19 protein-coding genes are annotated in these 20571 nt (G+C 60.8%); 4 read left to right on the plus strand and 15 right to left on the minus strand.

Going from position 1 to position 20571, the window contains the following annotated elements; genetic code table 11:
• Positions 1 to 74: 74 nt before the first annotated feature.
• From H097_RS27990 to H097_RS22980, 4 genes are all read left to right on the plus strand, one after another.
• Entirely contained in the window at positions 75 to 239 is a 165-nt protein-coding gene (locus H097_RS27990) for a DUF1328 domain-containing protein (protein ID WP_003170804.1), read from the plus strand.
• A gap of 2 nt (positions 240 to 241) precedes the next feature.
• Positions 242 to 709 carry an inhibitor of vertebrate lysozyme family protein gene (locus H097_RS22970; protein WP_032862660.1) on the plus strand — a complete coding sequence of 156 codons (468 nt, stop codon included), beginning with the start codon at positions 242 to 244 and terminating at the stop codon, positions 707 to 709.
• Positions 710 to 1415: 706 nt separating this feature from the next.
• On the plus strand, positions 1416 to 2747 hold the full coding sequence (gltP, locus tag H097_RS22975; protein ID WP_032862661.1) for a glutamate/aspartate:proton symporter GltP: 1332 nt from the start codon (positions 1416 to 1418) through the stop codon (positions 2745 to 2747).
• A 95-nt stretch (positions 2748 to 2842) separates the two neighbouring features.
• Positions 2843 to 4072 (plus strand): spore maturation protein, encoded by a 1230-nt coding sequence (locus H097_RS22980; protein ID WP_032862662.1) that lies wholly within the window; start codon positions 2843 to 2845, stop codon positions 4070 to 4072.
• 92 nt (positions 4073 to 4164) lie between these two features.
• Here the strand turns inward: H097_RS22980 and H097_RS22985 are convergent, their stop codons facing one another.
• The 15 genes from H097_RS22985 to H097_RS23055 form a co-directional block, all read right to left on the minus strand.
• On the minus strand, positions 4165 to 4776 hold the full coding sequence (locus H097_RS22985; RefSeq protein WP_032862664.1) for an ABC-type transport auxiliary lipoprotein family protein: 612 nt from the start codon (positions 4774 to 4776) through the stop codon (positions 4165 to 4167).
• A complete protein-coding gene (locus tag H097_RS22990) occupies positions 4773 to 5711 on the minus strand; it encodes an MlaD family protein (protein ID WP_032862666.1) in 939 nt (312 codons plus the stop codon). The genes H097_RS22985 and H097_RS22990 overlap by 4 nt, the downstream gene beginning before the upstream one ends.
• Before the next feature lies 1 nt (position 5712).
• Positions 5713 to 6516: an ATP-binding cassette domain-containing protein gene (locus H097_RS22995; RefSeq protein ID WP_032862667.1), complete on the minus strand. Its 804-nt coding sequence runs from the start codon at positions 6514 to 6516 to the stop codon at positions 5713 to 5715.
• The gene (locus tag H097_RS23000; RefSeq protein WP_032862668.1) at positions 6513 to 7661 is read right to left on the minus strand and encodes an ABC transporter permease; all 1149 of its coding nucleotides are present in this window, start codon (positions 7659 to 7661) and stop codon (positions 6513 to 6515) included. Before H097_RS23000 ends, H097_RS22995 begins: the two co-directional genes overlap by 4 nt.
• A gap of 55 nt (positions 7662 to 7716) precedes the next feature.
• Positions 7717 to 8748, minus strand: coding sequence for a DUF5924 family protein (locus H097_RS23005; RefSeq protein ID WP_032862669.1), 1032 nt, complete (start codon positions 8746 to 8748; stop codon positions 7717 to 7719).
• Between the two features lie 72 nt (positions 8749 to 8820).
• Entirely contained in the window at positions 8821 to 10203 is a 1383-nt protein-coding gene (locus H097_RS23010; protein WP_032862670.1) for an insulinase family protein, read from the minus strand.
• A gap of 290 nt (positions 10204 to 10493) precedes the next feature.
• Positions 10494 to 12152 carry a Na/Pi cotransporter family protein gene (locus tag H097_RS23015; protein ID WP_032862671.1) on the minus strand — a complete coding sequence of 553 codons (1659 nt, stop codon included), beginning with the start codon at positions 12150 to 12152 and terminating at the stop codon, positions 10494 to 10496.
• A 290-nt stretch (positions 12153 to 12442) separates the two neighbouring features.
• Positions 12443 to 13210: a TerC family protein gene (locus H097_RS23020; RefSeq protein ID WP_032862672.1), complete on the minus strand. Its 768-nt coding sequence runs from the start codon at positions 13208 to 13210 to the stop codon at positions 12443 to 12445.
• 65 nt (positions 13211 to 13275) lie between these two features.
• Positions 13276 to 14583: a CitMHS family transporter gene (locus H097_RS23025; RefSeq protein WP_032862673.1), complete on the minus strand. Its 1308-nt coding sequence runs from the start codon at positions 14581 to 14583 to the stop codon at positions 13276 to 13278.
• A 377-nt stretch (positions 14584 to 14960) separates the two neighbouring features.
• Positions 14961 to 16922: a DUF4105 domain-containing protein gene (locus H097_RS23030; protein ID WP_032862674.1), complete on the minus strand. Its 1962-nt coding sequence runs from the start codon at positions 16920 to 16922 to the stop codon at positions 14961 to 14963.
• Positions 16919 to 17239 carry a DUF2388 domain-containing protein gene (locus H097_RS23035; protein WP_032862675.1) on the minus strand — a complete coding sequence of 107 codons (321 nt, stop codon included), beginning with the start codon at positions 17237 to 17239 and terminating at the stop codon, positions 16919 to 16921. The genes H097_RS23030 and H097_RS23035 overlap by 4 nt, the downstream gene beginning before the upstream one ends.
• Before the next feature lie 26 nt (positions 17240 to 17265).
• Positions 17266 to 17574 carry a DUF2388 domain-containing protein gene (locus H097_RS23040; RefSeq protein ID WP_032862676.1) on the minus strand — a complete coding sequence of 103 codons (309 nt, stop codon included), beginning with the start codon at positions 17572 to 17574 and terminating at the stop codon, positions 17266 to 17268.
• Positions 17575 to 17754: 180 nt separating this feature from the next.
• On the minus strand, positions 17755 to 18075 hold the full coding sequence (locus H097_RS23045; RefSeq protein WP_032862677.1) for a DUF2388 domain-containing protein: 321 nt from the start codon (positions 18073 to 18075) through the stop codon (positions 17755 to 17757).
• A gap of 330 nt (positions 18076 to 18405) precedes the next feature.
• A complete protein-coding gene (locus H097_RS23050; protein ID WP_007911656.1) occupies positions 18406 to 18621 on the minus strand; it encodes a DUF1127 domain-containing protein in 216 nt (71 codons plus the stop codon).
• A gap of 318 nt (positions 18622 to 18939) precedes the next feature.
• The gene (locus H097_RS23055; RefSeq protein WP_032862678.1) at positions 18940 to 20433 is read right to left on the minus strand and encodes an acetyl-CoA hydrolase/transferase family protein; all 1494 of its coding nucleotides are present in this window, start codon (positions 20431 to 20433) and stop codon (positions 18940 to 18942) included.
• Positions 20434 to 20571: the final 138 nt, after the last annotated feature.

The following is a 20571-nucleotide window of genomic DNA, read 5'->3' on the forward strand; positions in this document are numbered from 1 at the left end:
GAACCTGCCGCCCATTGGGTGCGGCAGGGTGGCGACACAGCAGTCCTCTTATTAGATGTAAAAGGAGAATCACCATGTTGAGTTGGGCAATCACATTTCTGATCATTGCCATTGTCGCTGCAGTCCTGGGCTTCGGTGGTATCGCGGGCACCGCCACGGGTATCGCCAAGATTCTCTTTGTCGTCTTCCTGGTGATGTTCATCGCTTCCTTCTTCTTTGGCCGTCGTGGTCGAGGCTGAACATGGTCAACTTGTCTCTCAAAACCCTGGCTGCCGCCCTGCTGTTGGGCGGTAGTGGCTTGGTCATGGCCGCCAATGACGGTCAGGCGCGGGCCAATGAACTGCTCAATGCCGATCCGCAGTACCGCGAAACCTGGCAGGGTGTGGTCAAGAAGGAAGAGCGCCTGCCTGAGTGGGTGATCAACCTGTCGGGCACGTCTGAGCAAATGAATGCCGTGACGGAAGACGGTGACGGGTATTTGGTAGGGCCGCTGTGTGAAACGGCCGATACCTGCCTGAATAAACGTTTGATCGTTGCGTTCAGCATGGATAAGGAAGATGCCTACGCGATGTTGGTCGAAGTCCCTGCCGGGCTGCCGGCGGACAAGTCGCCAACACGGCATGCGGACTATCGTTTCATCGGCAAGCCCGATGAAGGCATGCAGAAGTTGCTGATGGAGCAACTCAAGAAAGATCCGAATTGGTACTAGGCCCTTCTGTGGGCCTGCCCAACAGGGGAACAGGCCAAGTGTCTGTTTCTGTTTGCACCGCCGCCTGACGGCGATGCATGACCAGGGGGCCGGGTTGCTCTGATCAAGGGATCGGCGCGACCTACGGGTACAGGGAGTACCTGCGCAAGGGCCGGGTCAGGAGAAAAGCTGCGACGCAAGTCCGCAGGCCGTTATGGCCTGAGGGACTTGCGACGGGCTTGTGAGTCATCACACGGCACTTATGCCGCATATAGCTGTAAATTTCCTTTCTGCTTCATCACAACCATTTCGCGGTGTTACAGCACGACCATCTATCGAGAAAGTTTGCCCTCGGCCAGACGTGTTTTTCGATGGTATGCGTAGGAATTTTCAAGAGTTTTTCCCGCCTGGCAAAAAAATCGAAAATCCCTGAGCGAGCCTGAAATGGCAGGTTCACGGCATGTATGCCTGACAAAATGTCGCATTCGAACTGACCAAACAGACAGTTTTATTTAAAAAAACCCATGCCGATTCGGCATAGGGTAGGCGTTTACGGCATTAGACTATGCCCCCCCGCATCGGAATAGTTGCGCCTTTTTTCGCTTGCCAGTAAGCCATATCGGCCATCTGCGGTGACCTTCTACGGGGGCTGATGCTCACACTTTTTCGCTTCCGGGCGTTCCAGCTGGCGCATCTGCCTGAGTCCACTTGAAACAAGGGTAATGACATGAAGAAGGCAAAACTAAGCCTCGCCTGGCAGATCCTCATCGGTCTGGTGCTAGGGATTGCAATCGGTGCTGTACTCAACCACTTCAGTGCCGAAAAAGCCTGGTGGATCAGCAACGTGTTGCAACCGGCGGGCGATATCTTTATCCGCCTGATCAAGATGATCGTGATCCCGATCGTGATTTCGTCGCTGATTGTCGGAATCGCCGGTGTAGGGGATGCGAAAAAGCTCGGTCGGATCGGCGTAAAGACCATCGTTTACTTCGAAGTGGTCACTACCATTGCGATTGTGGTCGGTCTGCTGCTGGCCAACCTGTTCCACCCGGGGGCCGGCATCGACATGAGCACCCTGGGTACCGTGGATATCTCCAAGTACCAGGCGACTGCCGCCGAGGTGCAGCATGAGCATGCGTTCATCGAGACCATTCTCAACCTGATCCCGTCGAACATCTTTGCCGCCGTAGCCCGTGGCGAGATGCTGCCGATCATCTTCTTCTCCGTGCTGTTCGGCCTGGGCTTGTCGAGCCTCAAGCCAGACTTGCGCGAACCCCTGGTGACCATGTTCCAGGGCGTGTCCGAGAGCATGTTCAAAGTCACCCACATGATCATGAAGTACGCCCCTATCGGTGTATTCGCCCTGATCGCCGTGACCGTGGCCAACTTCGGCTTCGCCTCCTTGCTGCCTTTGGCCAAGTTGGTGATCCTGGTTTACGTTGCCATCCTGTTCTTCGCCTTTGTGATTCTCGGCCTGATCGCCCGCCTGTTTGGCTTCTCGGTGATCAAGCTGATGCGCATCTTCAAGGATGAACTGGTACTGGCCTACTCCACCGCCAGCTCCGAAACCGTGCTGCCGCGCGTGATCGAGAAGATGGAAGCCTACGGTGCGCCGAAAGCCATCTGCAGCTTCGTGGTGCCGACCGGTTACTCGTTCAACCTCGACGGCTCGACCCTGTACCAGAGCATCGCGGCGATCTTTATCGCCCAGCTGTATGGCATCGACCTGTCGGTCGGCCAGCAACTGATGCTGGTACTGACCCTGATGGTCACCTCCAAAGGTATCGCCGGCGTGCCGGGCGTGTCCTTCGTGGTGCTGCTGGCGACCCTGGGCAGCGTGGGCATCCCGCTGGAAGGCCTGGCGTTCATCGCCGGTGTCGACCGCATCATGGACATGGCGCGTACTGCGCTGAACGTGATCGGCAACGCCCTGGCCGTGTTGGTCATCGCGCGTTGGGAAGGCATGTACGACGATGCCAAGGGCGAGCGCTACTGGAACTCCCTGCCGCACTGGCGGACCAAGACTGTGCAGCCAGTGGGCGAGACCAGCCAGGGCTGATCGCTGCATGAAGTGAACAAACCCCGGTAAATCCGGGGTTTGTCGTTTCTGCCAGCCCCGCTATCATTCGCCACATATTTAAAGGGGTGTGACTGATGCTCAATGGCCTGTGGCTTGGTTTCTTTGTCGTGGCAATGGTATCGGCGCTGGCGCAATGGCTGGTGGGGGGTAACGCCGGGATCTTTGCGGCGATGGTGGAGAGTATCTTTGCCATGGCCAAGCTGTCGGTGGAAGTGATGGTGTTGCTGTTCGGCACCTTGACCCTGTGGCTGGGCTTCCTGCGCATTGCCGAGAAGGCCGGGATTGTCGAATGGCTGGCCAAGGCCCTTGGCCCGCTGTTCCTGCGGCTGATGCCGGAAGTCCCGGCCGGTCACCCGGCCATCGGCTTGATCACCCTCAACTTTGCCGCCAACGGCCTGGGCCTGGACAACGCGGCCACGCCCATCGGCCTCAAGGCCATGAAGGCGCTGCAAGAGCTCAACCCCATCCCCAACACCGCGACCAACGCGCAGATCCTGTTCCTGGTGCTCAACGCGTCCTCTCTGACCCTGTTGCCGGTGACGATCTTCATGTATCGCGCCCAGCAAGGCGCGCCGGACCCGACGCTGGTGTTCCTGCCAATCCTGCTGGCCACCAGCGCCTCGACCCTGGTGGGCCTGCTGTCGGTGGCGCTGATGCAGCGCCTGCGCCTGTGGGACCCGGTGGTGCTGGCGTACCTGATTCCCGGGGCGTTGGTGCTGGGCGGCTTCATGGCCTTGCTCGCGACCCTGTCGGCCACGGCCCTGGCGGGACTGTCCTCGATCCTGGGCAACCTCACGTTGTTTGGCCTGATCATGCTGTTCCTGCTGATTGGCGCGTTGCGCAAGGTCAAGGTCTACGAGGCGTTTGTCGAAGGCGCCAAAGAGGGTTTTGACGTCGCCAAGAACCTGCTGCCGTATCTGGTGGCGATGTTGTGTGCGGTCGGCGTGCTGCGTGCGTCCGGCGCACTGGAGTTTGGCCTGGAAGGGATTCGCCATCTGGTGGCCTGGACCGGCATGGACACGCGTTTTGTCGACGCCTTGCCCACGGCGATGGTCAAGCCATTCTCCGGCAGCGCGGCGCGGGCGATGCTGATCGAGACCATGCAGACCCAGGGTGTGGACAGCTTCGCGGCCCTGGTGGCGGCGACGATCCAGGGCAGCACCGAGACCACGTTCTATGTGCTGGCGGTGTACTTTGGCTCGGTGGGCATCCAGCGCGCGCGGCATGCGGTGGGGTGTGCGTTGTTGGCGGAGTTTGCGGGTGTGGTGGCGGCGATTGCGGTCTGCTACTGGTTCTTTGGCTAAGCTTTAGACCGCTATCGCAGGTAAGCCAGCTGCCACATTTGACTGTGTTCACAAATCAAAATGTGGGAGCTGGCTTGCCTGCGATGAGGCCCTCAGCGTTTAGGTGCTGTGTTGCCCTGCGCCACCACCCAATCCACTACCTGCTTGTTCAACTGGTCCCCGGCCACACCAAACCCGGCCACCACCGCCGGCACCTGGGTATCACTGACCGGCTGGCGCACTTCAAAGCGCTTGGCCGCCACGATCCGCTGGTCGCTGCCGCGTACCAGTCGCGCATCCAACCGAATCACCACCTCCACCGCGCTGCCCCGGTATTCGCTCTGGAAGGCCTGTAACTGTCCCCCCAGCTCGAAGTCCGCCTGCAGGTTGCTGTCATCGGTGCTCAGCAGTGCCACCCGGCCATCGCGCTGGAAACCATCCAGCAGGCGATTGCGCAACAGCACCGGCGCCGGATCGCTCCAGCGCGACAGGGCATAGCTGCTGATCAAGTCGCCCTGGGGCACCACGGCAATGCGCGGGCTGTCGAGGAACTCACTGGCTTGCGGCTTGGTCAGTCGCAACGACCAGGCCACCGGGCTGCCCGGCGTAGTCGCCTGGGCCGCAGGCAGTCGGTAGACGTTGGACGGGTCGGCCTTGGGCAGGATCGAGCAAGCGCTGACCAGGACCAGGGCTATTGGGGCGATTATTTGGTAAGCACGCTTCATGGCGTGAACTCCTTGTTCTTGTCGCTGCCCAGCAGATACCCGCTGGGGTTGGCCTCCAGGCGGCGGGAGATGGCACGCAACGATCCGAGGGTATCGCGCAGTTCACGCACGGCCGGAGCCAGTCCATTGAGACCCTGCATGCCACTGTTCAGGGAGTCCTTGTTGTCGTTCAACAAGCTGTTGATGGTCGCAGTGCTCTGTTCCAGGGAGCGCATGGCCCCTTCGGCGCTGCCGAACATCTGCTTGCCCTGGTCGTTGAGCAGGCCGTTGGCGTTGCGCATCAGCGCGGTGGTCTGTTCCAGGGTGGCGCCAGCCTGTTTGCTGACTTGAGTCAGTTGCTGCATCACCACCTTGATATCGCCACGTTGCTCGGCGATGGCCCCGGTGGTCTGTTCCAGGTGTGCCAGGGTGTTGCTCAGGCGCTCGACGTTGTCCGGCGAGAACAGGCGGTTGGCGTTGTGCAGCAGCAGGTTGATGCTGGTCATCAGGTCATTGCTGTTATTGAGCAGCCGGGCAATGGGCGATGGCGAGGCGGTGATCTGCGGCAGGTTGCCATTCTTGCCCTTGAGTTCGGGGCTTTGCGGGGTGCCGCCGCTGAGTTGGATGATCGAGGTGCCGGTGATGCCGGTCAGCGCCAGCTTGGCCTGGGTGTCTTCCTTGATTGGCGTCTGGCCGGCCAGGCGGATGCGGGCTAGCACGCGGCGCGGGTCTTTCGGGTCCAGGCGTAGGCTGGTGACGTCTCCCACCTTGATCCCGCTGTATTGCACCGCGCTGCCCTGGGACAGGCCGCTGACCGCTTCATTGAAGATCACTTCGTAATCCTGGAACGCGCTGTCGACGCTGGACTTGGCCAGCCACAGGCCGAACAGCATGGCGCCGACCACGACTATCACGCTGAACAGACCGATCATCACATGATGGGCTCGGGTTTCCATGTCATACCTCGTTGAGCTGTTGAGCGGCATCCAGTGCCGCACGGCCCCTAGGGCCATGAAAGTATTCGTGAATCCAGGCGTCGTTCGTTTGCGAGACGACATCAATGGCATCTGCCACCAGCACCTTTTTCTGTGCCAGCACCGCTACGCGGTCGGTGATGGTGTAGAGCGTGTCGAGGTCGTGGGTGATCAGCAGCACGCTCAGGCCCAAGGCATCGCGCAGGGTCAGGATCAACTGGTCGAATGCCGCCGCGCCGATGGGGTCGAGGCCAGCGGTCGGTTCATCGAGAAACAGAATGTCCGGGTCCAGGGCCAGCGCCCGCGCCAGGGCCGCCCGCTTGATCATCCCGCCTGACAGCGAAGACGGGTACTTGTCGGCAGCCGACAAGGGCAACCCGGCCAGGGCCAGTTTCACCGCTGCCAGGTGCTCGGCATCGGCGCGGCTCAGGCCGGCGTGCTCAATCAGCGGCAGGGCGACGTTTTCCGTGACTGTCAGCGAGGAAAACAGCGCGCCCTTCTGGAACAGCACGCCGAAACGCCGTTCCACCAGGGAGCGTTCATGCTCCGACAGGCTCGGCAGGTTCTGCCCAAATACCCGCACCTGGCCTTCACTGGGCTGGCGCAAGCCGATGATGCTGCGCAGCAGCACCGACTTGCCACTGCCCGAGCCGCCGACCACGGCGAGGATCTCGCCCTTGTACAAGTCCAGGTCGAGGTTTTCATGCACGCTCTGCGGGCCAAAGCGGTTGCACAGGCCACGGACCTCAATCACCGCCTCGGCGGGCGCTCGCGGTAAACGGCTCACCAGCCCATCTCCATGAAGAACAGTGCGGCCACCGCGTCGAGCACGATCACCACGAAAATTGATTGCACCACCGCAGAGGTGGTGTGGGCGCCGACCGATTCGGCGCTGCCGCTGACCTTGAAGCCTTCCAGGCAGCCAATGGCGGCGATCAGGAACGCGAAGAATGGTGCCTTGACCAGGCCCACCAGCAAATGCTGGACGCCAATGTCCGATTGCAGCAGCGACAGGAACATCGCCGGCGAGATATCCAGGGCCACGGCGCACACCACGCCACCGCCGATAATCCCCGAGATCATGGCAAGGAAGGTCAGCATCGGCAGCGCCACCAGCAGCGCGAGGACACGCGGCAGGACCAGCAACTCCATGGGGTCGAGGCCCATGGTGCGGATCGCGTCGATTTCTTCGTTGGCCTTCATCGAGCCGATTTGCGCGGTGAAGGCGCTGGCAGTGCGGCCGGCCATCAGGATCGCCGTGAGCAGGACACCGAACTCACGCAGGAAGGAAAACGCCACCAGGTCCACGGTAAAAATACTCGCGCCGAAACTTTCCAGTACCGTGGCGCCGAGGAATGCCACGACGGCGCCCACCAGGAAGGTCAGCAAGGCAACGATGGGCGCGGCGTCGAGCCCGGTCTGTTCGATGTGCGCGACCATGGGCGTCAAGCGCCAGCGCTTGGGCCGGAACACGCCGCGGGCAAAGGTTGCGAGGATCAGGCCGATAAAGCCGAGCAGCGTCATCGCGTCCTTCCAGACGGTGTCGACGGCACAGCCGATACGCGACAGCAGTTGGATGCCGACGCTCACTTGCGGTTCTTTGACCGGCACGCAGAAGTCGTTCAGGGAGCAATAGACGGTCTTGAGCAGCGCACGGTCGGCGGCAGACAGGTTGCAGTCGGGGTGCTCGGCAGAGTGTTCGAGGCGCTCGGGCCCCAGTAACTCGACCAGCAACGATGCCCCGGCGGTGTCCAGCGCGCCCAGGCCGTTGAGGTCGACGTGGGTGCTGGCGTCGTACTGGCCGCCGAGGCTCGCCGACAGCTGTTTCAGGGCGCTGTAGTGGGCCAGCGTCCAGTCCCCGCTGACCCGCAGTTGGGGCGGTTGGGTGGACGCGTCCAGGTGGGCATTGCCTGCCGTTGTGCTACTGGTCATAAGCTCCGAGCTTGTTTGGCTATTCCACAATTGCTATGTAATAGCACGATCCGTCCTACTTTGGGGTGTCCGTTTGTGCGCTGTCGGTGACTTTAAAGCGCAACACGCCGATTACCTGGCCATCTTCGGTCAGCACCCGCACTTGCCAGCGGCCTACGGCATTCGCCGGGAAGTTCTGCTTGTGCGTCCAGGCCCGATAGCCTTCCTTGCGTCCGCCATGGATATCCAGGGCGATGCGGTCGACCTCTTTGCCGTTGAACTGCCACACATGATAGATGCGCTCGTCCAGCCCACGCGGCGCGTTGATCGCGGTGTAGGCATACAGGCCACTGCTGCGCAGTTGGCTGGCGCTGACCTCCTTGAGGTCGTCGCCTGGAGTGCGGTCCTGCAATTGGGTGCTGATCGCCACTTCGGTCATCCACAAGGTTGCCGGCGGCACCCAACTGCGCAGGAACCAGCCCGCGCAGCCAATCACCGCTGTGACGCCCAGCAGCATCAGCCAACCCTTGAGGCTGCGCAGTGGCAGGCTGACCGCCAGGCTTGGGATCGACAAGAGCATCGCCACGCCCAGCGCCAGCTTGTAACTCTGGGCGGTGGTCAGGTGCAGGATAATCGGCAGTGCGGTGAGCAAGGCGGCAAACAGGGTCAGGGTGTGCAGTGCCAGGAACAGCCAGCGTTTGGGCGCCAGCCATTTGTAGTACAACGGGTCGGTAATCGACACCAGTGCGGCGGCGCCCAGCAAGCCGGTGAAGATCGACTGGCTGCTGTTCCAGGTGGTGGTGACAAAAAAGAACGGCAGGACAAAGAACAGGCTTTCCTGGTGGATCATCTGCGTGGCGTAACGCAGCAGCGGTTCGGGGATTTCGCGCTTGAACACCTTGCTGAACAACTGGGTGAAGCTGTTTTCCAGCATCAGCCACAGCCAGCTCACCAGCATGATGACCGCGATCCAACTGGCCATGCCTTGCTGGCGGTCCACCAGAATAAAACTGGCCACGCCGGAGATAAAACCGCCGAGTGCAATCACCCCTGGATAGCGCTTCATCAGTTCGAGGAGGCGCTGTATGAAATGGGTCAGATATGGCATTCGGCGGTTCACAGTCTTTGTAGGAGAAAATCCCAGACAGAATAACGTCTTAGCTCTCTGAGTGGCGTGTGATTACGCAATTGCTTTGCGATAACGGCGCACGCCAACTGCCACAAGCGCGATCAACCCCAACAGGCCCGCCGCGATCCAGCTCAAGGCGTCATAACTGAGCAGCGATTTTTCGATGCGCCAGTAGCCGGGCTGGTTGAGCAACTGGCGCATGGCCTGGTTGGTTTGCTCCAGGCTGACGGTCTTGATGCGTTTGGCCGGATCGCTGAAGTGGCCGCCGCTGAAGTCACCCGCTGCGCCCCAGTAATAGTCGGCCAGGGCGCTGTTGCCTTGTACTGCCCAGGCCTGGCGGTCGATGGCGGCCTGTTTCAGGCGAGCGAAGGTGGCGGGGTCGAGCCCCTCTTCAAGCAATCGCGCCTTGAGCGAGGCCAGCACCTGCTCGGCTTGCGCCAGGTTGTCGCGCTCAAGGTCGGCGTTCAGGCTCATGAAACCGACGCCGCCCAGCACTTCGCGTTCGCTCCACGGGCCGTAGGACAAACCATGCTGGAGCCGTAGTTGGCGATACAGCGCCCAATCCAGATAGTCCTTGAGCAGGTCGTAGGTGGCATCGTGCTGCTCGTCCAGTACCGGTTCGGGGAACAGCAGGTGCAGCTTGGCGCCATTGCCGACCCAGCCGCGGATCAGGTCGCGGTGGGTCGCCGCCGTGCCCTGGACTTGCGGTAATGGGCGATGCTCGCTGGGGTCTACCGGGTCGAGTTGGCCGTAGGTGCGCTCCAGATAGGCGGGCAGCAGTTTGTCGAGGTCGCCGACGATGATCAGCGTCATGTTGTTGGGGGCGTACCAGTCCTGGCGCACTTTTTCCAGTTGGGCGCGGGTCAGTGGGTTGACCTCGGCTCGCTCGGCGCACTTGAGGCCCAGTTCCACCGCCAGTTGATGACTGGCGTTATGGCCCAGGTCCTGGCGATCCAGCAGGCGTTGCAGGTGCGAGTAGTGGCCACCATCCTCGCGCTCCACCACCTGTTTGGCGGCGTTGATGGCGGCATCGCTCAGTTGGGTGCGGGTCAGGATGGCCAGCAACAGGTCCAGCACCTTGCGCTGGTTGCGCGCCGGGGCCTCGATGACGAAGGTGGTATCGGCATTGCTGGTGTAGGCGTTCCACTCGCCGCCCAGGGCCTGCATCTGTTCTTCCAGCTCGCCTTCGCCGCCGCCGTCGATCCCGCTGAACAGCAGGTGCTCCAACAGGTGTGGCAGCTCCTTGTCCTCGCAACTGAAGTCGTCCAGGCCAACGCCGACGACCAGGCGGATCGCCACGTGCCCGCGCTCGGTGCCCGGCTTGAGCAGCAACTGCAGGCCGTTGGGCAACAGGTAGCCTTCGACTTGCAAGCGATCAAAGGCAAAGGCGTGGGCCGAGCCTATGAGCAGGCAGGCGAATAGCAGGCGACGCATAACGGGGTTCCTGGCGGGTAATAACGGTTGAAGCTGGCTTTTTGTGGGAGCGGGCTTGCCCTAATGCCCGTCAGTTAAGCGGATTCTGCTTTCTGTAGGAGCGAGCTTGCTCGCGAAAAACTTACAGGCGCCGCATTCATTCAGTAAGCACGCGTTATCGTTGACGTTTTTCGCGAGCAAGCTCGCTCCTACAGAAGGCGATGACCACTTAACTGACTGGCATTAGGGCAAGCCCGCTCCCACATTGGTCAGGCGATGTTTTTAACTGACTCCCGGGGTGTGCGGATCGTTCAAGGCGAATGGGTAATGTCGGCAATATTGTCCACCGCCAACGCACCGGTCTCGGAGGTTTCCAACACTACATAAGCACTGCTGCAAAACAACGAGTTCAGTCGTTTCATATCGGCAATCAGTTCCAGATGCAGGGAGCTGGTCTCGATGCTTTGCACGATCTTGCGTTGCAGGCGGCTGACGTGGGCGTGGGCCAGGCGCCGTTCCTGGGCGCGGAAGCGGCGCTTCTCGCGCAACAATTGCCGGGCACTTTCCGGGTCGGCACTGAGGAACACCGACAGACCCAGGCGCAGGTTGGCGATCAACTGACTGTGCAGGCCGGCCAGCTCTTCGAGCCCGACTTCGGAAAACGAGCGGCGCTGCGAGGTTTTCTGTTGCTGGACCTTGCGCAGCATGCGCTCGATCAAGTCGCCGGCCAGCTTGAGGTTGATCGACAGTTCGATGATCTCGGCCCAGCGCCGGCTGTCGTGCTCGCTGAGGTCTTCCCGGGGCATTTGCGCCAGGTAGAGCTTGATCGCACTGTAAAGCGCTTCGACATCATCGCTGAGGCTGCGCATTTCCTGGGTGATGGCCGTTTGTTTGCCGCGCAACACTTCGAGCATCGCGGTCAGCATGTTGTCGATCAAGTCCCCCAGGCGCAGGGTTTCCCGCGCGGCGTTGGCCAGGGCCAGGCTCGGGGTGGTCAGCGCCGTCGGGTCGAGATGGCGGGGTTTGGCCAGGCCGTTGGCCTCCGGACGTTCCGGCAGCAGCCAGGCACACAGGCGGGCCATGGGGCCGATGGTGGGCAGCAGGATCAGGCAGCGGGTGACGTTGTAGAGCAGGTGAAAGGTAATCACCATGCCCTGGGCGCTGTAGTCCAGGGTGTCCATCCACTGCACCAGCGGGTCCAGGACGGGAATGATCAGCAGCAGGCCAATCAGCTTGTACAGCAGGCTGCCGAGGGCCACTTGGCGACCAGCGGCGTTTTGCATGCTGGTGCTGAGGAATGCCAGTACGCCGCTGCCGATATTGGCACCGATCACCAGGCCGATGGCTACATGCAGGCCAATCACGCCGGCGCCGGCCAGGGTCGCCGTCAGCAGTACGGCGGCCAGGCTGGAGTAGGAAATCATCGCAAACAGAGCGCCTACCAAGGCATCGAGCAGGATGTCGCCGGTCAGCGAGGCGAACAGGACTTTGACGCCCTGGGCTTGGGTAATCGGCCCTGCCGCTTCGACGATCAGTTGCAGCGCGAGAATGATCAGGCCCAGGCCGATACCGACCCGGCCCATCTGCCCGGCGCGTGTTTGTTTGCGTGAAAGGAAGAAGATCACCCCGAGAAAAATCAGCAGCGGCGACAGCCAGGAAAGATCCAGGGTCAGCACCCGTGCCATCAGGGCGGTACCGACGTCGGCGCCGAGCATGGTCGCCAGGGCGGGCGTCAGGCCCATCAGGCCCTGGCCGACAAACGACGTCACCAGCATCGCCGTGGCGTTGCTGCTTTGCACCATGGCGGTGACGAGGATCCCGGCAATGAACGCCAGCCAGCGCCTGGCCATGTTCTGCCCGATGACCTGGCGCAGGTTGGAACCGTAGACCCGCAGGATGCCGGTACGGACGATGTGCGTGCCCCAGATCAGCAGGGTCACGGCGGAAAGAAGATTGAGCAGGGTCAGCATGCTCGGCCCCCTGTGTTGAGTCGTGCTCCAGCGGAGCAAAAGTGCCGTGTGCCGTTTTGAGTTGTGTACTTAAGCTGTAGTTGGCGAACGGGCTGAGCGCCAGCATCGCATAGCTAAACTTGGCTTTGAAATAAAACTGTCATGAAATCAGCTTTTTGCAGGCGCCTGAAACGACTGTAGGAGCGAGCTTGCTCGCGAAGAACTCAAGGGCAGCGCGTGAAATCAGGCAGCACGCGTTACCGTTGACGTTTTTCGCGAGCAAGCTCGCTCCTACAGGTGTAGCCCGCGGGTTACTGGCCCGGGATGTCCTTGCGCAGTTTCACTGGATCCTGCTGCTTTTTCTTTTTCGCGATAGCGCTACGCATCTTGATGTTGACCGCTTCTACCGCCAGCGAGAACGCCATGGCGAAGTACACATAGCCTTTTGGCACATGCACGTCGAAGGATTCGGCGATCAGCACGGTACCCACGATCAGCAGGAACGACAGCGCGAGCATTTTCAACGATGGGTGCTTGTCGATGAACTCGCTGATGGTGCCTGCGGCCAGCATCATCACCAGGACCGCAACGATAATCGCAGCAACCATGACCGGTACGTGGGAAACCATACCCACGGCGGTAATCACCGAGTCCAGGGAGAACACGATGTCGATGATCGCGATCTGGATGATGGTGTAGATGAACTTGCCACCCTTGCCTTTCGGCTCGTCATGGGTTTCGTCTTCACCTTCCAGGGCGTGGTACATCTCCTGGGAGCTTTTCCACAGCAGGAACAGGCCGCCGAAGAACAGGATCATGTCGCGACCGGAAATACCCTGGCCGAACACCACGAACAGGTCGGCGGTCAGTTGCATGACCCAGGTGATCGACAGCAGCAACAGGATCCGGGTGATCATGGCCAGGGCCAGGCCGAAGATCCGGGTGCGCGCTTGCATATGCTTGGGCATACGGCTGACCAGGATCGAAATCATGATGATGTTATCGATGCCCAGGACGATCTCAAGAGCCGTCAGGGTGAAGAAGGCAATCCAGATCTCCGGATTGGTCAGCCATTCCATATGTGTTCCTTTGCGCGAGTGTTAGACCGCGCCGGCAAGAGGGCCGGCGCAGTGAGTTGTTACGATTATAGAGTGCTGAACAGCGGAAATGTGCCCAACAGCAATGCGGCGACCATTATGCACAGGCACACCAGCACTGCCCACTTCAGGGTGAAGCGCTGGTGATCGCCGAATTCGATACCGGCCAGGGCCACCAGCAGGTAAGTCGAAGGCACCAGCGGGCTGAGCAAGTGGACCGGCTGGCCAACAATCGAGGCGCGGCCCATTTCTGCGGCGGTGATGCCGTAGTGGCTGGCGGCTTCGGCCAGTACTGGCAATACGCCGTAGTAGAAGGCATCGTTGGACATGAAGAAGGTGAACGGCATGCTCACCAGCGCGGTGATCACCGCCAGGTAGGGGCCCATGGCTTCAGGGATGACCGCCAGCAGGCTCTTGGACATGGCATCGACCATGCCGGTGCCCGACAGAATACCGGTGAAAATACCTGCAGCGAAGATCAGGCCAACCACCGCCAGTACGCTACCGGCGTGGGCGGCAACGCGGTCTTTCTGCTGTTGCAGGCACGGGTAGTTGACGATCATCGCGATACTGAAGGCCACCATGAACAGCACGGGCAGCGGCAGCAGGCCGGCGATCAGGGTGCACATCAGGGCCAGGGTCAGGGCGCCGTTGAACCAGATCAGTTTCGGGCGACGAGCATCCGGGAATTGCGAGACGCTGATTTCGCTGTGGTCGATCTCATCGCCTTGCAGATGCATGACGCCAAGCCGAGCACGCTCGCGCAGGCCGTACATATAGGCAATCACCAGAATGGCCACCACGCCGGCTGCCATGGCCGGGATCATCGGTACGAAGATGTCTGATGGGTCGACGTGCAGCGCACTGGCGGCGCGCGCGGTCGGGCCGCCCCAGGGGGTCATGTTCATCACGCCACCGGCGAGGATGATCAGGCCGGCCATGATCCGTGGGCTCATGCCAATGCGGCTGTACAAGGGCAGCATGGCGGCCACGCAGATCATGTAGGTGGTGGCGCCGTCACCGTCCAGGGACACCACCAAGGCCAGCACGGCGGTGCCGACCGAGACTTTCAGCGGGTCGCCCTTGACCAGTTTGAGGATCTTGCGCACCGCCGGGTCAAACAGGCCGGAGTCGATCATCAAGGCAAAGTAGAGGATGGCGAACATCAGCATCACGCCGGTGGGCGCCAGCTTGGTGATGCCTTCGAGCATCATCGGGCCGATCTTCGGCGCGAAGCCACCGAACAGCGCGAACAGGATAGGCACGATGATCAGGGCGATCAGCGCCGACAGGCGCTTGGTCATGATCAGGAACATGAACGTGATGACCATGGCAAAGCCAAGGAAAGTCAGCATAGGAATACTCCAGGCGTAGCGCGGCTAGGGAATGGCGAACCGGGTTGGGGTCAGCGCAGAACGAAAAGCGCGAGGCGTACGGGGGGAGTCGGGAAAAACAGGCGGGTACGAGCGGACATCAGAATCACCATTGTTGTTGTTAATTGGGCCCCTGGGCATAAGAACGCTCAGGTTGGCCAACCGGTCTATTGCCGGTAGTGAGGGCGATCCTAATCGCGAAAGCTTTCAGCCAGCTTTCGTTGGGAAAACAGGTCATCAGGTGGATGAGGTTCACTGTAGGAGCGAGGTTGCTCGCGAAGGTCGTGAACGATAAGGCGCGTTTGCGGGGTAAACGCGGTGTTCTCGGGTTTTTCGCGAGCAAGCTCGCTCCTACAGTTTCAGGGCAGTTGCAGCCCGCCGGCGGCCTTGTGCAGCGCGCGCAGATGTTCGCCGACCTGCTTGAGATTGGCCTCGCACGCTGCAATTTCCGCCGCCCGTGCCGGTTCCAGCAGCGCCCTCACCTCTTTATCCAGGTCGCCGGTCAACGATTGCAGCTGTTTCTGGCGCAAGGCGCTTTCCGATTCCAGGCGTTGCCACTCCTTGGGTTGCGGCAAGCCATAACCGCTGCTGCCGAGCAACTCCGCCGGGCGGCTGAGGAAGCCACTGTTGGCGAGAATCTGCTGCAAGGTGGCATCGGCCTTGGCCATGCCGCCGTTCTTCAGCTCGCGGGCACCGAGGTAGCGTTGCTTGACCTCGTCTTGGGCAAGCATTAGTTGTTTGCGAAAGCTGGCCTGTTCCAGCAGCAGCAATGCAGCGCTGGTGCGCAAGTCGGCCTTGTCGAACCACGTCCTGCGTTGCTCGGCGCTCAAAGCCAGCCAGTCTTCGACTTGGGTCTGCGGGATCGGCAGATGCTTTTTCAGCACCTCGAACATCGCCTGGTAGCGCTCGCGGAAGGAGTCGAAGTGATAGCCCAGGCGCAAGGCCTCGCGGCGGTCGTCCAGCACGCTGGTGTCGGCCAGCCCACGGGCCTTGAGGACTTCCAGCAAACCGTTGGGGGTGATGTTGTCCAGGGCTGTCAGCCGTGGGTTGGCACTGCCGCTGCGCAGCAGTTTCAGGCCTTCTACTGCACAGTTGTTGGAGAGGAAGTAGTAATTGCCGTCGTAGCTCCAGTGCATTTCGGCGGCATGTTCGACCGTGTTGTTGATCTCCTGGCGTGTGAGGATCAGCGGTACGGAGGCCAGGCCGCGCAGTTCGGTCTTGGTGTATTCGTCGATCACCTGGGCCAGGGGCAGTACAAACAGGCGTGAAGGGTACTTGCCCACCAGGCCGTCCCAACTCGACAGCTGTACGTCACCGACGAATGCGCGGTAGGACAACACCAGGTGCTGGTCCAGGTCCAGGCGGCAATCCGGGCCACGGGGACGGCCCGGGGCACAGATCACCAGGCGCAGCATGCTGTGGCCCCAGCGGCTCACCAGGTTCTGGTTGGCTTCGGCCAGCAGGTAGTCGATGGCGTATACGCGTTCGGGATCGACCTGGCCCAAGGGCGTCTTGGCAAAATCGTTACCGGCGTTGAGGAAGGCGAAGGTGTTGGCGCAGGCGTCCTTGGCTGGCGGTGCCCAGCCGAAGTGTTCCTGGTAATAGCGATACAGTGCGGGCCGGCGGCAGGCGTAGCTCGGGTCGAGGAGGAAGTACTCCATGTTGACCGCGACGAATTCCTTGGGGTTGGTGATTTCGTACAGGTCCGGGCTGCGGGCCACTTGCCGGTTGTGTTGCTCGCGCTCGCCACGGCGGCCGACGTATTGCGGCCAGCCGGCGAGGTCGAGCAGGCGCGGGTCGTCGCTGAGGGTGAAGCGCCGGTCATTCTGGCCACGGCATTGATCGGGCAGGCCAATCAGGCCGGTGATGTTGTTCTGGCGGCTGCAGCGCTGGATCAACGAGCGCTGGTCCCTGGGCCACAGGCGCGCGCGATCATAGATATGGGTCAGTTCATGCAGCACGGTGGCGAGCAATTCCCGGCGCACGGTGCCGTGGGGGCGCTGGGTCTGCTGGGCGGTGGCGGTGCCGTCAGTGAGGCTGGCCAGCAGCTTGCGATTGAGGTCCAGTTCGGACACCAGCGACGCCTGGCCATAGGCATTGGCGGGCATGTCATCGGTCCAGCCGACGTCGATGCGCCGATCCAGTTGCTCGATGAAGCGCGGCGGCAGTGCCTGCATGGCTTCATCCAGCAATGCCTGGCTGGCCTGCTGTTGGGCGGGGCTCAAACCGTCGGTCTTGAGCCGTAGCTGCAGGCTGGCCTGGGCGGCGCTGCTAGCCAGCAGTACCGTCGCAGCCAAGAGCCAGGCGGTGAAGCGCCTCACAATGCGAGGATGGCTTCGGCGAGGACCTGGTCGCTGGCGTCGCGGGCTTCTGGCACGCGGGTGCGCAGGGTATCGAAGGCGGCTTCCAGTTGCGCGCCACGGATATCGCCATTGCTGGCGACAAAGCTGGCGGCGTCATCGTGGGCTTCGCGCACGACTTTGGAGTCACGGATGGAGGTAGTGGTATCCGAAGTGAAATCAATGGTGCGGCCGAAGGCACGAACAATGATGTTACTGGTGGCCACCAGGGTTTGTGCCTGGGCGATATCTGCCAGCAAGAACAGGCCGAGAGCAGCTGCGATCAACGGGCGACGCATGGAATGACTCCAAAAGGTAAAGATGGTTATTGGACGAGAATTGCCTGGGCCAGTTCAAGGTCACTGGACTTAAGTTTTGGCTGGGCGCGACGCAGGTAATCCAGTGCGCTCTCCAACCGGGCGCCCCGCCATTGGCCATCTGTGGCAATGAACGCGGCAGCGTCATCCTGGGCTGCCAGTATCAGTTTCTGGTCGAACGGTGCCGACGTCACTTTACTGGTGGCATAGGCGCTGGCTACGAGGCCTTGGGTGGACAGATCAAAGGCCTGGGCCGAGTTGGCCCCGCACATGGCCAGCACAGTGGGAACAATCAACAAACGGTATGAAAAAACCATGGGACTCGACAACTGAAAACGAGCGCCAAGGCTAGCGCAATGCCCGGGCGAGAGCCAGCGAGCAGTACTGTAGGAGCGAGCTTGCTCGCGAAGATCGCGAACGATAACGCGGGGTTTACTGCTGAAACGCTGCGCGCTCAGGTTCTTCGCGAGCAAGCTCGCTCCTACAGTGAGTCAAGGTCAGATGGCCAGGATCGCCTGGGCCAGTTGCGCGTCGGTGGCGGTGTTGAGTTGTGGGGCTTGCTGGCGGATCTGCGCCAGGGCGCTTTCCAGCTTCACGCCACGGATGGCGCCTTCGCTGGCGACAAAGCTGGCGGCGTCATCACGGGCGGCGCGCACGACCTTGTTGTCGCGCAGGGACGATGTGGCATCGGAGGTGGCGTCGGAAGTGGCTTTCAGCGCGCCGACAATCGAGTCGGTGGTCACGATCAAGCTGGTAGCGCTGGCGTTGGCAGCGACGGCAAGCAAAGCGGCAGCGCTCAACAAACGAAGACGGGACATAGGGTGACTCCTGTGTATGAAACGAAGAAGGTGACGCACGACTGATGACGCGATAGTAGCTGGCGCCCATCTGTTCGGGTAGTGCGTGATAGGAAGTCGTTGCCCGGCAGGGCAATTTAACCGGTACAAATTGGGAGTATCTCGATTGTACCTATTAACTGTTATGTTTTTTAAACTGTACTGGTTTGCGTGACAAGGAAGGCTACCAAGCCGATTTTTCAGTCGCCCAGAAACAACAAAACCCGCCTCCGGTTACCCGGGGCGGGCTCTGCTACAACAATTCGGGGTGCTGGCGGTGGACCCTACAGGTCGGGGCCAGCGGGCGCTAAATCAGCGCCAGAACGGCTTGCTCAGCTCTTCGTAGCGTTGAGCTTCGCTGATCCCGGCATCGGCCAGCAAACGCGAGTCCAGACGAGCCAGTTGATGGCGGCTGGAGATGCGGCGCTGCCACAACATCAGGTTGGCGATAACGCGCAGAGGCAGGGAAGCCTGGGTGTTTACAGCTTTATCTTCGAAGAACAGTTCGGAACTGAGTGTACGTTCCATGATGACATCCTTCCGCTTGTGGCGGGATTAGGTAGTGGTTTAACTGATGCCAATGATCCTCCTCCGGCGCAAGACTCTCTAGATACAGTTCACCTGTATTGTGAGGGGCCAGTTAACTGTTTATAGCGGCTGTACTGTACGGAAATGGGGCAACTGTACCTGTCGGCACTTTATTGGTGCGTTTTAGGTGTTTTTGAGAAGGTATGTAGGGTTTTACGGTAGGAAATGACCGGTACAGCAGTACAGTTTTTTTCAAAAGTGCGGTAATCAGATCCGGGCGAATGAAACTGTATTTGCATCAGCCCGGATCTGTATCAATCAGCCTTTGAGCATATGCCCGGTTTCTTCCAGATTGATGTGCCAGCTCAGGGCATCCCGCAGGATATGTGGCGTGTGTCCACCGATGGCGCAGGCGGCGGTGAAGTAGTTGTTCAGCGCCTCGCGGTAGTCAGGGTGCACACAATTGTCGATGATCACCCGTGCGCGCTCCCGTGGCGCCAGACCGCGCAGGTCGGCGAGGCCGATCTCGGTCACCAGGATGTCGACGTCATGCTCGGTATGGTCGACATGGCTGACCATCGGCACCACGCTGGAAATCGCCCCGCCCTTGGCAATGGACTTGGTGACGAAGATCGCCAGGTGCGCGTTACGGGCGAAGTCCCCCGAACCGCCAATGCCGTTCATCATCCGCGTGCCGCAGACGTGAGTGGAGTTGACGTTGCCGTAGATGTCGAACTCCAGCGCGGTGTTAATGCCGATGATGCCCAGGCGGCGCACCACTTCCGGGTGGTTGGAGATTTCCTGCGGGCGCAGCACCAACTTGTCCTTGTAGTGCTCCAGGTTACCGAACACGTCGGCATTGCGCCGCTGCGACAAGGTGATCGAGCTGCCGGAGGCAAAGCTCAGCTTGCCGGCATCGATCAGGTCGAAGGTCGAATCCTGCAGCACTTCGGAGTACATGGTCAGGTCTTCGAACGGCGACTCGATCAGGCCGCACATCACCGCGTTGGCAATGTTGCCGATCCCGGCTTGTAGCGGGCCGAGCTTGTTGGTCATGCGGCCGGCGTCGACTTCCTGCTTGAGGAAGTTGATCAGGTGATTGGCGATCCACTGGGTGTCGCTGTCAGGCGGCGTCACCGTGGAGGCGGAATCAGCCTGGTTTGTGATGACGATGGCGACGATCTTCTCTGGCGGGATCGGGATCGCGCTGCTGCCGATGCGATCATCCACCTTGACCAGCGGGATCGGTGTGCGAGTCGGGCGGTAGGTCGGGATATAGATGTCGTGCAGGCCTTCCAGGTTCGGGTTGTGCGCCAGGTTGATCTCGATGATCACCTGTTTGGCAAAAATCGCGAAGCTGGCCGAGTTACCCACGGACGTGGTCGGCACGATATGGCCTTGTTCGGTGATGGCCACCGCTTCGATCACGGCAATGTCCGGCAGCTTGAGCTGGTTGTTGCGCAGCTGTTCGACGGTTTCCGACAGGTGTTGGTCGATAAACATCACTTCGCCGGCGTTGATGGCCTTGCGCAGGGTGCTATCGACCTGGAATGGCATGCGGCGCGACAACACGCCGGCTTCGGTCAGTTGCTTGTCCAGGTCGTTGCCCAGGCTGGCGCCGGTCATCAAGGTGATTTTCAGGGGCGAGGTCTTGGCACGTTCGGCCAGGGCGTGGGGCACAGCCTTGGCTTCACCGGCGCGGGTAAAGCCGCTCATGCCGACGGTCATGCCGTCCTCGATCAGGGCGGCAGCATCAGCGGCGCTCATGACCTTGTTCAACAGCGAAGGCAAGCGGATACGATCACGGTACATGGATTGTTATCTCGGGCAACGGAGGCAAGGTGGGCAGTCTAGTGATTTCAAAGGCGTTCGTCCCGCTACCATGGTCGAATGCCAGGTCGCGATTTAGAGCCTTTGGTCGGGTTTTTCCCGTTAATAAAAAACCCCAGC

This window comes from Pseudomonas sp. FH4, from assembly GCF_000510915.2.
In the GTDB taxonomy this organism is placed as follows: domain Bacteria; phylum Pseudomonadota; class Gammaproteobacteria; order Pseudomonadales; family Pseudomonadaceae; genus Aquipseudomonas; species Aquipseudomonas brenneri.